Here is a 14,857-nt window from a genome sequence, read left to right on the forward strand (position 1 = left end):
CACCCCGCGGATCAGCGGGCAGATCACCTCGCAGAAGGCGTCGTCAGGGCAGCACCATGCGCCACATGATCCGCGCGCTGATCCATCCCTTGTCGCCTTCAGAGCTGACGGCCGTTCCGCGCGGCGCCGCCTGGGAAAGAGGCGCCCTCAGGCGGCGCCTTGCGGTGATGACGCGAGGTACTCGGCGCAGGCTGTGGCCAGATCGACGCCGGTCTTGCTCTGGAGGAAGAGGAACTGCCCTTGCGGGTTCACCTCGAGGAAGACGACTTCGCCGTCGTCCTTGATCTTCAGATCGAAGGACCCCATCCGGAGGTGGAGCGCCACGAGGAACCGCTTGAGAGACATCTCGACGCCCGGGTCGAGCTGCACGAGCTCCACTGCCGTGTCCGTGTAAGGACGCCAGTCGAGGTGGGGCGATGTAATGCGAAATGCGTAGACCGCTTCACCGAAGACCACGACTCGCAGGTGGCTGGAGCCTCGAACCTCCTCCTGGAATATCGTCGGCGCCATCCGCACGGACTCGAGAGGAAGCCGCGTGGCATCGAGCGATACCGTCGCCAAGGGGGCGGTGTTCGTCCCGCGGAGCACCTTGGCGACGACACGTTCGTGCTCGGCGACGAACTCGCAGAGCCGTGCAGCATCTTGAGTCACCAGGGTCGCCGGGTGGGAGAGTCCCATCTCGTGGGCGAGGCGGAGCTGGACGAGCTTGTTCTCCGCTCGCCGGATCGAGGTGGGATGGTCGATCCAGGTGCCTGAGAAGTCGGTTTCGAAGACCCCGATGAGCGCGGCCTCGCAGTCGTTGCCGATCAGGTGGAGCTGAATGTCCTCCTCGACCTCCGTCGGCACGGACCGGGACAGCCGTCGCCACCACACGGTCTTCACCGAGCCAAGACGGACTGGCACGCCTTCCTCATTCGGCAGAGTTCCCGACGCTTGCGCCGCGGGCGTCCACGACAACGCCTCAACGCCACTCAGGCGATCGGTGCAGATGATCTCTGTCGGAACTCCGAGTCGCCGAAGACGATGGCGCACACCGAAAGCGTGCAGGTCCTCTTCTTGGGAAACGATGACACAGGCTGGCTCGAGCGATTTCACTGCTCAGCAGTACTGGTCGCAGTCGTCCCATCCATCCCACGAGCCGCTGATCGATTCACAGCGAACCCAGTCCTTGCCGCTCTCCTTCCAGAGTGAAGGTCGCTCCTCCTGCAGCTTGACCCCACACTCCTCGGCGAACAGCTTCTCCCACAGTTGGGCTTGTTCCGCCGTCTGCACCTCGACGTAGTACTTCGGTTGGAAGTGGAACACGACCGGCGCAGTTCCCTCGGTCCGCTTCGCTCCCTCGAATGCCCGCATGTCTACCATTTCAGCCCCCTGAGCTGATTTGTCGGTATCGGTCCTTCGATGGTCGCACACATGCCATTACAGGAAAACCCATCCGGAGCGGTCATTTCGCTCGCCGCCGCGGCGGCTTCCACACGGAACGCTTCATCCGACGCCCTGGCTCCCGCCGTCACTCCGGTGGTCAGGACGGACCACCTCTGGTTCTCGATGCACCAGCACACCCCGCGAGGCCGCTCAGGCGCTCAAAAGGAGATTGGGCACCTCCCAGCTTGGCGGGAAGGCGTGGGTCATAGGGCCGGGCCAAGCGAATTCGCCCGCGCTGTGGGGACGCCGGTGCCGACTGACTCGATGACCGCGCGCATCAGCTCGCGCGGGACCGGTCGGGTTCGCGGTAGCGCTGGCGATCCTCGGCTGGTGGATGCCCCAGGTGGCCTCGACCTCTACGTGCTCTTGGTGGTCGAACAGGTTCTGCAGGCGCCGGGTATGTCGGTCGCTCAGCAGGCTGGCGCCGCTGTGCAGGGTCCGGTGTGCCGCGCAGAGCGGGTCGCCTGAGGGGCCACGGTGACCATGGATGTCCTGCTGGACCCGGTGCGCGGCCTATCGGCTCGGGAGCGATCGCGGCAGGCCGAACCATGACAGCACGCTGGTGTCGAAGCGGGTCATGGCGCAGATCCGGTTGCCGGCAAGGGTGAGCACGTAGAAGCCGGTCGCGTGGCGGATGCCACCCGGGACGCTCAGGTAGGCCCCGAACGCGGGCTGGCCGTTGGCTCGTGTCGGGACGAGGTCGAACCTGCGGCCCGCGCCGAACTGGCGGGCCCAGTACCGGGCCACGAGGTCACGGCCCTCGTATCCGAATGGCTCCGGCGGCATCGCGATGAAAACATCGTCGGTCAGCAGGGCCACTAGCGCGTCGAGGTCGGCCGACTCCCACGCGCGGACGAACCTGGCCACGATCACCTCCTCGGCGGGTGAGCCTGCGGTGGGCGGCGGTGGGCGGCCAGCCGCCAGCTGCTGCCGGCGCTGCAGGCTGGCGCGGGCTCGCTTGAGGGCACTGTTGACCGATTCGACGGTCACCTCCAGCATCTCGGCCACCTCGCTGGCGTGGAATCCGAGGACGTCGCGCAAGATCAGGACGGCGACTTGGCGTGGCGGCAGCAGCTGCAGGGCGGTTACGAAGGCGAGCGAGGTGGCTTCGGTCTGCTCGTAGCGGGCCTCCGGCCCGAGCGGCCGGTCGACGGCGGCCTCGAGGAGGGTGTCAGGAAACGGCTGCAGCCAGACGGGCTCGTCGCGCGGTGTCGGCACGGGCGGTTCGAACTGCGACATGTCCCACTCCCTAGCCGGGCGCCGCCTCGCTGCGCGGCGCGCGTTGAGGCACCGGTTGGTGGCAATCTTGTAGAGCCAGGTGCGCAGCGAGGCGCGTTCTTCAGCGAACCCGCCGATGCCCTGCCAGGCGGCCAGCATGGTCTCCTGGACGGCGTCCTCGGCGTCGGCGAACGACCCGAGCATCCGGTAGCAGTGCACCTGCAGCTCCCGCCGGTGGGACTCGGCCAGCTCCCGAAACGCCTCGCCATCCCCGGCCCGCGCCCGTGAGAGAAGATCGCCTGTCACCATCCTGCGCTCCTTGCTTTCGGGACCACGTCGCACCTCCGCCTGGTGTATACACCGCCCACGGCGCTAACTGGGCGGCTCGCGGGCGCCCAGTTTCCCGGCGCCGCGGTGTATCCACTACCGACCCTGGACGATCCCCACCGGATCGTGCCGCAGCAGCTGGGAACAATGCAGGAGGTTGACGATGGAATCGTCCGCATCCGCCGGGCGCGTGGCGTCCGCCGTTCTCGATCGCCCTCGCAGCGGGCGCCGATGAGCGCGCGAGCCTCAGGCATGCAAGGGAATGCAGCCGACCGCAGGAAGCGGGTGAGCAGGACGCTCGCTCGTGTGTTCGCCGGCTGGCGAACCGGCCTGTCGGGGCCTGTCATCGTTCTTCAGGCCGGGACCGCGGTCAACTACTTCGGTACCGGACTGATCCTTCCCTTCGAGATCATCTACCTGCATCGGGCCCGCGGCTTCCCGACGGCGACCGCCGGGCTGGTGCTGGCGGCGGTCATGGGCACGGCGGCGGTCCTGACGCCCCTTTCGGGTGCGCTGCTCGATCGTTTCCGCGCGAAGCCGCTCCTGATCACAGGCGATCTCGCGAGCGCGCTTGGCTACGCGGGCTTCGCATTCGTCGACCGTCCCTGGCAGGCCTTCGTTTGCGCGGCCGTCGGCGGCGCCGGGTTCGGAGTCGCGAACACCGCGAACCAGGTTCTGAGCCTGACCCTGGTCTCGGCGGAGCAGCGCGCCTCCTCGATCGCGCTCCGCCGAGTCGCAGGCAACTTCGGTCTCGGCCTCGGCGCGACGGTCGCGGGCTTCATCATCGCTTCCGCCGATCACCTGCGCGCGTTCCAGGCGCTCTACCTCTTCGACGGCCTCACCTTCGCCGTCTTCGCGCTGGTCGTGCTCGTGGGGATCCCGAATCCTCGCCGTGCGAATGCTGCGTCGGCGAGGGACCGGGGAACAGGCTTCCAAGCAGTGGCCCACGATCGGCTCTTCCTCATCCTGATCGCCGCCAACATCGTGTTCGTGATGACCGGCGGCGCACTCTTCTCCAACATCCTCGCGCCGTTTGCGGAGGCGCACACGCCTGTCGGGCCGGGCGAGATGGGCATTGTCCTCTTCATCAACACCTTCTTCATCGTCGTCGCGCAGATTCCAGCCACACGGGTCGTCAAGCGGATGCGCCGCACGCACGCTCTTGCCGCGACAAGCGCGCTATTTGCAGTCGGCCTGCTCGCGGTCCTGCTCGCAACGCTCACGAGTTCGACGCTCACCGCTACCGCCGTCTTGGCCGGGGTCGCGATCGTGATCGCGATCGGTGAATGCGCGCAGTTCGTCGTGCTTGGCCTGATCGTCGCCGAACTCGCACCGCCGCATCTGCTCGGCCGCTACATGTCGCTCTATGGCCTCGCCTTTATGGCAGGTGTGGCCCTCGGCCCCGCGGCCGGCGGCGCGCTGCTCGCGACCTCACCTGACGCCGTCTGGTGGGGCGGCGCCTTGACGGTAGCGCTGACCGGAGCCGGCTTGCTGCGACTCGGCAACCGGATACCCGACCCGCTCCTGCAGACGCATTACCCTCCGCCGCAAGCCGTCAGCCTGGCCGACCTGGACTCCGCCGGCCACAGCGAGGTGGAGAGTAAGGAGATGTCATGACACTGGCCTACGTGCCAGCAGAGGACGGGTTGCTGCATTGTGCTTCTGAACACGACTGACAAAACCCCTTCCCAGAACTGGAAAAGGGACTTGACCTGTGGTGGAGCCAAGGGGACTCGAACCCCTAACCCCCTGCTTGCAAAGCAGGTGCGCTACCAATTGCGCCATGGCCCCGGTGGGCGTGAGCCCGGGGGTGTCAGGACTGGGCCGGAGGCGCGTCCTGCACGTGAGCGGCCGGGGCGGGAACCACGGGAGCGGACGGGGCCTGGACATCGTCCGTTGCCTGCGTCCACAGGTCCTGCTCGGCCTGCTGCTGCTTCGCCTTCTTCCTGAGGAAGGTGACGGCGGCGATCGCTCCGACGACGAGGGCGACACGCTTCAGCATTCGGTTTCCTCTCGTTGGTGCGGTGATGGTGGGCCTAGGAGGACTTGAACCTCCGACCTCTTCCTTATCAGGGAAGCGCTCTAACCGTCTGAGCTATAGGCCCATCGTCACCTACGAGCACCGAGGAGTTCGGGATCCGAAGACCTCGACGCGAGGCGAAACGTTACCCGATGGGGCCGCCCTCACACAAAACGAGGGCGATCGCCGGCCTCCACACCATCCGACGCCGCCCCGCCGCCTGCTCATCGCCTGCCGATCCGAGCGGTATGCCGCTGGGCCGGCTTCCCGGGCCCAGCGGCATACGTGCGTGGCGGCGTGGCCGCCGGAGGCGTCTGATCCGAGTAGGTCAGTCGTCGGTGAGCGTGAGCTGCACGCCGCCGACGAGGGCCGAGCAGATGTTGTAGAGGAAGGCCATGACGGTGGAGATCGCCGTCAGGAGGATGACGTCGATGACCCCGATGACGATCGAGAGCGAGACGACGCGGCCGAAGCCGACGTAGTCCTTGATCGAGAACGGGTCGGTCTGCGACGTCTGGAGCGACTGGAGGACACCCTCGATGTCGGTGAAGACGTTCATCGTCGAGAGGATCATCCACAGGACAGCGGTGAGGACGACCCCGGCGATGCCGATCGCGACGGAGAGCAGGAAGCTCATCTTCATGACCGACCACGGGTCGACCCGGGCGACGGCGAGACGCACTCGGCGCGGACCCTTCGCCTTGCGGGCGGCCGCAGCGGTCGCCGGCCGAGCCGACGTGGCCGTGGGCCGGGCCGACGTGGCCGTCCGCGCTCCCGCGGCCCGCGGGGTGGCCTGAGCTGGTGCCTCGGCGACAGGCACCTGAGCGGTGGGGGCCGTGGGCGCCTCAACCTCGGGTGCCGGCGGAGGGGGCGGTGTGAGGTTGGTGATGGCGCCGCGAGAGAGCTGGGTCGTCGACTCGCTCACCGTCGCGCCAGCGGCTGCGCCGTTGGAAGCGCCGTTGGGGGCGCCGCTGGCTGCGCCGTTCGGGGCGCCAGTGGAGGCGCTTTTCGTGCCGTTCGTCGAACCGGCCGCGCCGCCGCCGGCGGTCGGCTCGGTCGACGGCGTCACGGGCAGCTCGGACGTCGAGTCCGCGCCCCTCGAGCTCGCACGGGGTGACCCGTTCGATGAGCTCGAGTCGAAGCCAGCCGTGCTGAACGGCCCCTCAGAGCTAGTCGTGCTCATTCGTCACCTCCGGTGTTCCCCTCGGACGTCTCGGCCTCATCAGCCGCACTTTCGTCCGACGGTACGGCATCGTTGGCCGGAACCGTAGCGGACGAACCTGCAAGCGTCTCAGCAGGTGAGTCGCCCTGCCCGCCCGGCGCACCCTCGAGCGCACCCTCCGGTGCCCCCTCGAGGTCCTCCTCGAGCTCGTCCTCCGCGCTGCTCTCGGCGTTGCGGGCGACGGCCACGATCGCGTCGTTCTTGCCCGGCGTCGCGAAGGTCACGCCCTGGGTGTTGCGGCCCGTGAGGCGCACCTCGTTGACCCGCGAGCGCACGATGTTGCCGCGCTCCATGACGACCATGACCTCGTCGGTCTCACTCACCGTGAGGGCGCCCACGAGGTCGCCGCCCTTCTCCGAGAGCTTGGCGACGGCGACGCCGAGGCCGCCGCGGCCCTTCGGGTTCCAGTCGGAGACGTTGCTCCGCTTGGCCAGGCCGTTCTCGAAGACGACGAACACCTGCGGCTGCTCGCCGTCTCGGACGACCGACATCGAGAGCAGGTGGTCGTCGCCGCGGAACCGCATGCCCGTGACGCCCGAGGTCGACCGGCCCATCGGCCGGAGCTGGGCGTCGGTGGCGTGGAAGCGGACCGACATGCCCTTGCGCGAGACGAGAAGGAGGTCGTCGGCCGCCGACGCGAGGCCGGCCCCGACGAGCTCGTCACCGTCGCGCAGGTTGACGGCGATGAGACCGCCGGACCGGTTGGAGTCGTAGTCGGCGAGCCGCGTCTTCTTGACGAGGCCGGCCCGCGTCGCGAGGACGAGGTAGTCGGCCGACTCGTAGTCCTTGATCGCGAGGACCTGGGCGATCGTCTCCCCGGGCTGGAACGCGAGCAGGTTGGCGACGTGCTGGCCCTTGCTGTCGCGCGAGCCCTCCGGCAGCTCGTACGCCTTGGCCCGGTAGACCCGGCCGAGGTTGGTGAAGAAGAGCAGCCAGTGGTGGGTCGTCGTCGTGAAGAAGTGCTCGACGACGTCCTCGCCGCGCAGGGACGCGCCGCGCACGCCCTTGCCGCCGCGCTTCTGCGAGCGGTACTGGTCGACACGGGTCCGCTTGGCGTAGCCGCCGCGCGTGATCGTGACGACGACGTCCTCCTCGGGGATGAGGTCCTCGATCGACATGTCGCCGTCGAACGGGACGATCGTCGTGCGGCGTTCGTCGCCGTAGCGGTCGACGATCTCCTGCAGCTCCTCGGAGACGATGTCGCGCTTGCGCTGCTCGGAGGCGAGGATCGCGCGGTACTCGTCGATCATGGCCTGCAGCTCGTCGTGCGCCTGCAGGATCCGCTCGCGCTCGAGGGCGGCGAGGCGGCGCAGCTGCATGTTGAGGATCGCCTGGGCCTGGACCTCGTCGATGTCGAGCAGGTCGATCAGCCCGTCGCGGGCGACCTCGACGGTGCTCGAGGCCCGGATGAGCGCGATGACCTCGTCGAGCATGTCGAGCGCCTTGAGGTACCCGCGCAGGATGTGGATGTCGGCCTCGGCCTTGCGCAGGCGGAACGTCGTGCGCCGGGTGATGACCTCGATCTGGTGGTCGACCCAGTGCCGGATGAAGCCGTCGAGGGGCAGGGTGCGCGGCACGTCGTCGACGAGGGCGAGCATGTTGGCGCCGAACGTCGTCTGCAGCTGGGTGTGCTTGTAGAGGTTGTTGAGCACGACCTTGGCGACGGCGTCACGCTTGAGCACGATGACGAGGCGCTGGCCGGTGCGTCCCGACGTCTCGTCACGGATGTCGGCGATGCCCGAGATCCTGCCGTCCTTGACGAGGTCGGCGATCTTGAGCGCGAGCATGTCGGGGTTGACCTGGTAGGGCAGCTCCGTCACGACGAGGCACTGGCGGTTCTGGATCTCCTCGACCTCGACGACTGCCCGCATGATGATCGAGCCGCGGCCCGTGCGGTACGCGTCCTCGATGCCCTTGTGGCCCATGATGAGCGCGCCGGTGGGGAAGTCGGGGCCCTTGATGATGCCGAGCAGGGCCTCGAGCAGCTCCTCGCGGGAGATGTCCGGGTTGCGCAGGTAGAACTGTGCGCCCTCGGCGACCTCGCGCAGGTTGTGCGACGGGATCTGCGTGGCCATGCCGACGGCGATGCCGGCCGAGCCGTTGACGAGCAGGTTGGGGAACCGACTCGGCAGCACGGCGGGCTGGAGCGTCTTGCCGTCGTAGTTGGGGACGAAGTCGACGGTGTCCTCGGTGATATCCCGGACCATCTCCATGGCGATCGGGGCCATCCGGCACTCGGTGTACCGCGGGGCCGCGGCGCCGTCGTTGCCGCGGGAGCCGAAGTTGCCCTGGCCCTCGACGAGCGGGTAGCGCAGCGACCAGTCCTGCACGAGGCGCACGAGGGCGTCGTAGATCGCCGTGTCGCCGTGCGGGTGGTAGTGGCCCATGACGTCGCCCACGACGCGGGCGCACTTGTTGAAGCCGCGGTCGGGCCGGTAGCCGCCGTCGTACATCGCGTAGACGATGCGGCGGTGGACGGGCTTGAGCCCGTCGCGGACGTCGGGCAGCGCGCGGCTGACGATGACCGACATCGCGTACTCGATGTACGAGCGCTGCATCTCGCTGTTGAGGTCGACGGCCTCGACGCGGTCGGTCTCGTCGCCGTCGCGCACGACCGGTGCCGTGCCCTGGTTGTGGGTCTCGTCGACCTCGACCTCGCCGTCCGGGTCGGGTCCGAGGATGTCGGCGGCCTGGTCGTCGGGCGTCTCGTTGACGTCGTCGCCGTTGGTGGGCGGCTGCTCGCTCACGTCAGTTCCCTTGTCTCTCTGTCCTGCTCGTCAAGTTCGGTGCCGTATGCCGTCGACGACGTTTCACGTGGAACGTCACGTCCGCGCGGGGCCGGCCCGGCGGCATACGGCCGTGTGTCAGATGTCGAGGAACCGCACGTCACGGGCGTTCTTCTGGATGAACGACCGGCGCGACTCGACGTCCTCGCCCATGAGGACGGCGAAGACCTCGTCGGACTTCGCGGCGTCCTCGAGGGTCACCTGCAGCAGGGTCCGGGTCGACTGGTCCATGGTCGTCTCGCCGAGCTCGGTGTAGTTCATCTCGCCGAGGCCCTTGTAGCGCTGGATCGGGTTGTCCTTGGGCAGGCGCCACCCCTTGGCCTTGCCGATCTCCTCGAGGCCGTCGCGCTCGCGGTCGCTGTAGGCGAACTGGTGCGGCGCGTTGCTCCAGCGCAGGCGGTAGAGGGGCGGCTGCGCGAGGTAGACGTAGCCGGCCTCGATGAGCGGGCGCATGAACCGGAAGAGGAGCGTCAGCAGCAGCGTGCGGATGTGCATGCCGTCGACGTCGGCATCGGCCATGAGCACGATCTTGTGGTAGCGCGCCTTCGCGATGTCGAAGTCCTCGCCGATACCCGTGCCGAACGCCGAGATGAGCGCCTGGACCTCGTTGTTGGCGAGGATCTTGTCGATGCGCGCCTTCTCGACGTTGAGGATCTTGCCGCGGATCGGCAGGATCGCCTGCGTGTGCGGGTTGCGCGCCTGGGTGGCCGAGCCGCCGGCGCTGTCACCCTCGACGATGAAGACCTCGGAGATGCTCGGGTCCTTGCTCTGGCAGTCCTTGAGCTTGCCGGGCAGCCCACCCGACTCGAGCAGGCCCTTGCGCCGGGTCGCTTCGCGGGCCTTGCGGGCCGCCATGCGCGCCGCGGCCGCCTGGACCGACTTGCGGACGATGTCCTTGCCCTCGTTGGGGTGACGCTCGAGCCAGTCGCCGAACTCCTCGGTCATGGCCCGCTGGACGAAGCCCTTGACCTCGGAGTTGCCGAGCTTGGTCTTGGTCTGACCCTCGAACTGCGGCTCACCGAGCTTGACCGAGATGACGGCCGTCAGGCCCTCGCGGATGTCGTCGCCGGTGAGGTTCTCGTCCTTGTCCTTGAGGAGGTTCTGGCGGCGGGCGAAGTCGTTGACGAGCTTGGTCATCGCCGCCCGGAACCCCTCCTCGTGCGTGCCGCCCTCGTGGGTGTTGATCGCGTTGGCGTAGGTGTGGACCGACTCGCTGTAGGCGCTCGTCCACTGCATCGCGAGCTCGAGGCTGAGCGACCTCGCCGCGTCCTCGACCTCGATGCTGATGACCTCGGGGTGGACCGGCTCGCTCCGCTTGCTCGCGTTGAGGTGGTTGACGTAGTCGATGAGGCCGTTGTCGTAGCGGTAGGTGACCTTCTTGGCGGTGACGGTCTTCTTCTCGCCGTCGCCCTGCCCGGAGTGGCCGTTGTCGCCCTCCTCCTCGACCTCCTCGAGGTCGCTCTCCATGTCGTCGAGGTCCGGCTCGCCGGCCGCGCCGACCGACCGCTCGACGCGCTCGTCGATGAGGTTGATCGTCAGGCCCTTGTTGAGGAAGGCCATCTGCTGGAGGCGGGCGCGCAGTGTCTCGAAGTCGTAGTCGACGGACTCGAAGATGTCGGGGTTGGCCCAGAACGTGATGGTCGAGCCCGTCGCGTCGGTCTCCTCCATCTGCGTCAACGGGCCGGTCGGCACGCCGTGGTCGAAGCTCATCCGGAAGGCGTGGCCCTTCTGGCGGACGCACACGTCGAGGCGCGTCGAGAGCGCGTTGACGACCGAGCTGCCGACGCCGTGGAGGCCACCCGAGACCTTGTAGCCGCCGCCACCGAACTTGCCGCCGGCGTGGAGCTGGGTGAAGACGAGCTCGACGGCGCTGATCTTCTCGGTCGGGTGGATGTCGGTCGGGATGCCGCGACCGTTGTCCTTCACCCGGACCGCGCCGTCGGCCATGATCGTCACGTCGATCGTGTCGGCGTAGCCCGCGAGGGCCTCATCCACGGCGTTGTCGACGATCTCGTAGACGAGGTGGTGCAGGCCCCGCTCACCCGTGGACCCGATGTACATGCCGGGACGCTTGCGCACCGCCTCGAGACCCTCGAGGACGGTGATGGCGCTCGCGTCGTAGTCGACGCCGTTGGGTCGGCGCTCGAGCTCGTCCCGGGATGCCGGTGCGCGGCCCTGGGCCCGGTCCGCGGACGGCTGGGCGCCCGTGGTCTCTGCTTGCTGCTGCTCGGCGGGCGTCTGGTCAGCCTCGGACACGTCTCTCCTCAGTTCGTGCAGACCGCGCGAGCCGAAGATCGGGTCGACACCGCGCGCGATGGTCACCCTGCGGGCGACACCGGGACGGCCCGACACGCAGGTCGAGCCGAAGTACCACTCATTCTAACGGTCCGCACGGGTGGAACGTGCCCCTCAGAGCCCCGACACGGGCATTTTCCGGCCAGAACACCCACAGATCCGGGGGGAGGATCGCCACCCGGCCCCTCAGGGCGCCTGTGCGACGTTTTCGGGGGCCGTCCCGGCGGGCGTCCCCGCCGTGACGCTCATCCCTCCACCGTATGCCGTTCTGGCGGGTCCCGCGGGTGGGTGCGGGCGCACCCGCGGAGGCGAACGGCATACGGCCAAGACCCCGCGCCGGCGTGACAACCTGAGCCGCGCCCTGACCGTCTGGGGTGGTGTCAGCGCCGCGCTGCGGGTCGCAGCAGGGGGATCACGCAGAGGACTGCGCGGGAACAGGGGAAGCCGTCATGGACGATGTCGACCGGAGGGCCGACTTCACGGCCTACGTCGTGGCGCGGGAACAAGCGCTCGCACGGTTGGCCTACCTCCTGACCGGCGACCGGCACGCCGCCGAGGACCTGCTGCAGAACACGCTCGCCCAGGTCTACCGGCACTGGGACCGGGTGCGTTCCGTCGAACGGCCGGACGCCTACGTCCGCCGGATCATGGTCAACGAGAGCAACAGCCGATGGCGACACCTGCTGCGCCAGCGCGAGACACCGGTGAGTCACGTGCTCGACGTCATGGCGCCCGCTGCGACGACCGGGCTGGACCGCTCCGAGGCGATCGACCTCTGGCGGCAGGTGCAGACGCTCCCGGCCCAGCAGCGCGCCGCGGTCGTCCTGCGCTACTACGAGGACCTCAGCGAGGCCCAGACCGCCGAGATCCTCGGGTGCACGGTGGGCACCGTCAAGAGCCACACGAGCCGCGCGCTCTCCGCGCTGCGCACGAAGATGAGCGAGGCGACCGCATGAACGCCATGGACCGAAGCCTCCGGGAGATGCTCGAGGAACGGGGTGAGGGTGTCAGCGTCGTCGTCGGCGACCTCGCGGAGCGCGCCATCGAGCGTGACCGGGCGAACCGACGCCGCGAGGTCGGTGCCGGTCTGCTCGCGGCGGGACTCGTGCTGGCCGTGGCCGTTCCGGTCGGCTGGGCCTCCCTGCGCCCGACGGCGAGCCGACCCCTCCCTGCGGGGACGTCCCACACGACGGTGGTCAGCACGCCGCCTCCCACGGGCGGCGCCATCTCGGGCTCCCCGACACCGACGACCGTCCCGACGATCACGGCCTCGGGCGACCCCGCTCCGGTGCTGCTGGTCCCCACGGCCGGAGACCTCACCGCGACGACCGACGCCGCGTACGCCGTGAACGGCGTCATCCACGACGGGTCGCAGACCGTGTCCCTGCCTCGAGCGGTCGCACGCCCCGACCAGCTCCACCGGGTCGGGGCCGGCTGGCTCGTCGGCAGCTCCGCGAGCCCCGCCAGGGTTCTCCTCGACTCGTCGGGCCGCGAGAAGGCGCAGCTGACCCAGGTCATGAAGGTCGTTGTCAGCCCGGATCGGCTGCACTTCGTCATCGCGACCTACGCCGGCGACCTCGCCTACTACGACTCCAGCGGCAAGCGGCTGGCCCGGCTGCCGGCGTCGACGTGCCGCTGCACGACGGGCGGCGGGGGCGGCGGCTACACGCTGGCGGGACTCGTCGGCACGACCGTCTATGCCGCGAAGGGCGACACGGGCACGTCGGTGGCGTGGGACGTGACGACAGGCGAGACGAAGGACCTGGCCGGCACCCTGGAGACCGTCAACGAGGCGCAGCGCATCGGACTCGTCCATCTCGCGCAGACCGGTCCCGACGCCCTCTGCCACGAGCTGCGCCGCCTCGATGACGAGTCGCCGGTGTGGCGGCTCTGCGGACCGCTCCTCTTCGACCGCTTCTCGCCCGACGGCACGCTCCTGCTCGCCACCGGCATCATCGACGGGCTGCCACATTCCGCGCTGGCGCCGGACGGCTCACCCCTCTACGGGGGTCTCGTCCTCGTGCGCACGAGCGACGGACAGGTGGCGGTCGAGGGCCGGGGGATCGGCGACGTCTTCTTCGACGACGACAGCCGGTCGATCACCGTGGAGCACGGCGTTGGCGTCGGGAAGCAGGCTCTCAGCCGGTGCGACCTCCAGGGCTCCTGCCAGCCGCTCGCCCCGGCCAAGCCCGTCGGCAACGAGGGGATCCCCGAGCTCGACGCTCCGTACCGGCTCGAGTCCAACTGATCGCCGTCCGTCACCGTCCGTGCCCGGCCAGGTCGGAGACCCGGTGGCGGGGTCGGCTCAGTGCTCCGCGCGCAGGGTCCGTTCGATGAGCTGGTGAATCGCCTCGGGGAGGTGCGGCTCGGCCACCGTGACGTCGATGTCGGCCTGCTCGCAGACGACGGAGTAGCAGAACGCGTCAGGGTGCGACTGCTCGCTCGTCGCGGCGATCCGCTGGAGGGTCGGTGCGGCGAGGAGGTGCTGCCAGTCCTTGGCGTCGCGCTCGGGCAGGTCGCCCAGCGCGACCTCGCGCTCGCGGACGATGCCCGCGAAGCCGCCGGTCCGCCGGAGCCGCAGCTGCGCATCGGGACTCGGCACCTCCGAGCCACCCTGCCCACCGGACGCGACAGGGCCGTCGGAGCCCGAGCCCCCTCCCGCGGCGGCCCCTTCAAGGACGCCCACCGCGGCCCAGGCGTCGCGGACCGCGGTGTGCTGGGGCGAGCCGTCACCGTGCCTCGACACGGCCGCGCGGACGGTGAGGTCTGCGAAGGTTGCGAAGTCGCAGTCCGCGCGGATCCCGTCACCGGACACGGCGGCATACCAGATGGCGCCGGCGTCCTCCCAGGCGTTGCCGCCGATCGCGAGCGCGGCGAGGACGAAGGCCCGGTTAGGGATCCCGGAGTTGATGTGGACACCGCCGTTGTCGTCGACGGTGTCGACGTAGCCGTCCATACTCGCGGGCTGGGGATCGGTGCCCAGGCGGGGGTCGTTGTAGGCGGTGCCCGGGTGCTGCATGTCGCGCAGCGCCCGCCCCCGGACCGACGGGGTGAACAGCTCGGCCCCGACGAGCCAGTCCGCCTCGGCCGCGGACTGCCCGAGGGCGTGCTGCTTGACGAGGACCCCGAAGACGTCGGAGATCGACTCGTTGAGCGCGCCGGACTGCCCGTGGTACAGCAGTCCCGCGGTGTGCTCGGTGACGCCGTGGGCGAGCTCGTGACCGATGACGTCGAGGCTCTTGGTGAACCGCTCGAAGACGACGCCGTCACCATCGCCGAACACCATCTGGGTGCCGTCCCAGAAGGCGTTGTCGTAGCCGTCGCCGTAGTGGACCGTCGCGAGGAGCGGCATCCCCTTGCCGTCGAGGGAGCTGCGGCCGTATGCCGCCCACCACAGCTCCCACGTCGCGCCGAGCCCGTCGTAGGCCTCGTCGACCGCCGGGTCGCCGGTGGCGGGCTCACCCTCGGCGCGGACCTGGGTGCCCGGGGTGCGCTGCCGCGACGCGGCGTCGCCGATCGTCCGGCTCGGGCCGGCGGGGGCACCCTCGGCGGGGCGTCGGGGTG

11 protein-coding genes, 2 tRNA genes and 1 pseudogene are annotated in these 14,857 nt (G+C 69.2%); 3 read left to right on the forward strand and 11 right to left on the reverse strand.

What is annotated here, in order from left to right:
• Positions 1-147: 147 nt before the first annotated feature.
• The 4 genes and pseudogenes from N865_RS17050 to N865_RS17065 all read right to left on the reverse strand — a co-directional run bounded on the left by N865_RS17050 (position 148) and on the right by N865_RS17065 (position 2,952).
• Positions 148-1,095 carry an ATP-grasp domain-containing protein gene (locus N865_RS17050; protein WP_157557750.1) on the reverse strand — a complete coding sequence of 316 codons (948 nt, stop codon included), beginning with the start codon at positions 1,093-1,095 and terminating at the stop codon, positions 148-150.
• Between the two features lie 3 nt (positions 1,096-1,098).
• Positions 1,099-1,353, reverse strand: a complete 255-nt coding sequence (locus N865_RS17055) for a hypothetical protein (RefSeq protein ID WP_157557751.1) — start codon at positions 1,351-1,353, stop codon at positions 1,099-1,101.
• Positions 1,354-1,658: 305 nt separating this feature from the next.
• Positions 1,659-1,929: pseudogene (locus N865_RS23605) on the reverse strand (ISL3 family transposase); the annotation flags it as partial.
• A 9-nt stretch (positions 1,930-1,938) separates the two neighbouring features.
• Complete coding sequence (locus tag N865_RS17065) at positions 1,939-2,952, reverse strand: RNA polymerase subunit sigma-70 (RefSeq protein ID WP_034808548.1); 1,014 nt, start codon at positions 2,950-2,952, stop codon at positions 1,939-1,941.
• Between the two features lie 303 nt (positions 2,953-3,255).
• Between N865_RS17065 and N865_RS17070 the strand changes: the two genes are divergently transcribed.
• Positions 3,256-4,587: an MFS transporter gene (locus N865_RS17070; RefSeq protein ID WP_169735763.1), complete on the forward strand. Its 1,332-nt coding sequence runs from the start codon at positions 3,256-3,258 to the stop codon at positions 4,585-4,587.
• Positions 4,588-4,685: 98 nt separating this feature from the next.
• On the opposite strand, the gene N865_RS17075 is transcribed toward N865_RS17070, so the two are convergent.
• From N865_RS17075 to gyrB, 6 genes are all read right to left on the reverse strand, one after another.
• Positions 4,686-4,761, reverse strand: a tRNA-Ala gene (locus N865_RS17075).
• A 22-nt stretch (positions 4,762-4,783) separates the two neighbouring features.
• Entirely contained in the window at positions 4,784-4,972 is a 189-nt protein-coding gene (locus N865_RS17080) for a DLW-39 family protein (RefSeq protein WP_034808552.1), read from the reverse strand.
• Between the two features lie 26 nt (positions 4,973-4,998).
• A tRNA-Ile gene (locus N865_RS17085) sits at positions 4,999-5,075 on the reverse strand.
• Positions 5,076-5,318: 243 nt separating this feature from the next.
• Positions 5,319-6,059, reverse strand: a complete 741-nt coding sequence (locus N865_RS17090) for a DUF3566 domain-containing protein (RefSeq protein ID WP_245603818.1) — start codon at positions 6,057-6,059, stop codon at positions 5,319-5,321.
• 110 nt (positions 6,060-6,169) lie between these two features.
• Complete coding sequence (gene gyrA, locus N865_RS17095) at positions 6,170-8,770, reverse strand: DNA gyrase subunit A (RefSeq protein ID WP_245603819.1); 2,601 nt, start codon at positions 8,768-8,770, stop codon at positions 6,170-6,172.
• 306 nt (positions 8,771-9,076) lie between these two features.
• Entirely contained in the window at positions 9,077-11,254 is a 2,178-nt protein-coding gene (gene gyrB, locus N865_RS17100; RefSeq protein ID WP_084328332.1) for a DNA topoisomerase (ATP-hydrolyzing) subunit B, read from the reverse strand.
• Between the two features lie 488 nt (positions 11,255-11,742).
• Between gyrB and N865_RS17105 the strand changes: the two genes are divergently transcribed.
• Together N865_RS17105 and N865_RS17110 are read left to right on the forward strand one after the other, a co-directional pair.
• Positions 11,743-12,249, forward strand: coding sequence for a SigE family RNA polymerase sigma factor (locus N865_RS17105; RefSeq protein ID WP_034808555.1), 507 nt, complete (start codon positions 11,743-11,745; stop codon positions 12,247-12,249).
• Positions 12,246-13,541 carry a hypothetical protein gene (locus N865_RS17110; protein WP_034808557.1) on the forward strand — a complete coding sequence of 432 codons (1,296 nt, stop codon included), beginning with the start codon at positions 12,246-12,248 and terminating at the stop codon, positions 13,539-13,541. The genes N865_RS17105 and N865_RS17110 overlap by 4 nt, the downstream gene beginning before the upstream one ends.
• Before the next feature lie 57 nt (positions 13,542-13,598).
• Here the strand turns inward: N865_RS17110 and N865_RS17115 are convergent.
• Positions 13,599-14,857, reverse strand: a 1,259-nt coding sequence (locus N865_RS17115; protein ID WP_034808559.1) for a protealysin inhibitor emfourin, incomplete at its 5' end; no start/stop codon positions are given.

The organism is Intrasporangium oryzae NRRL B-24470 (genome assembly GCF_000576595.1).
Lineage (GTDB): Bacteria > Actinomycetota > Actinomycetes > Actinomycetales > Dermatophilaceae > Intrasporangium_C > Intrasporangium_C oryzae.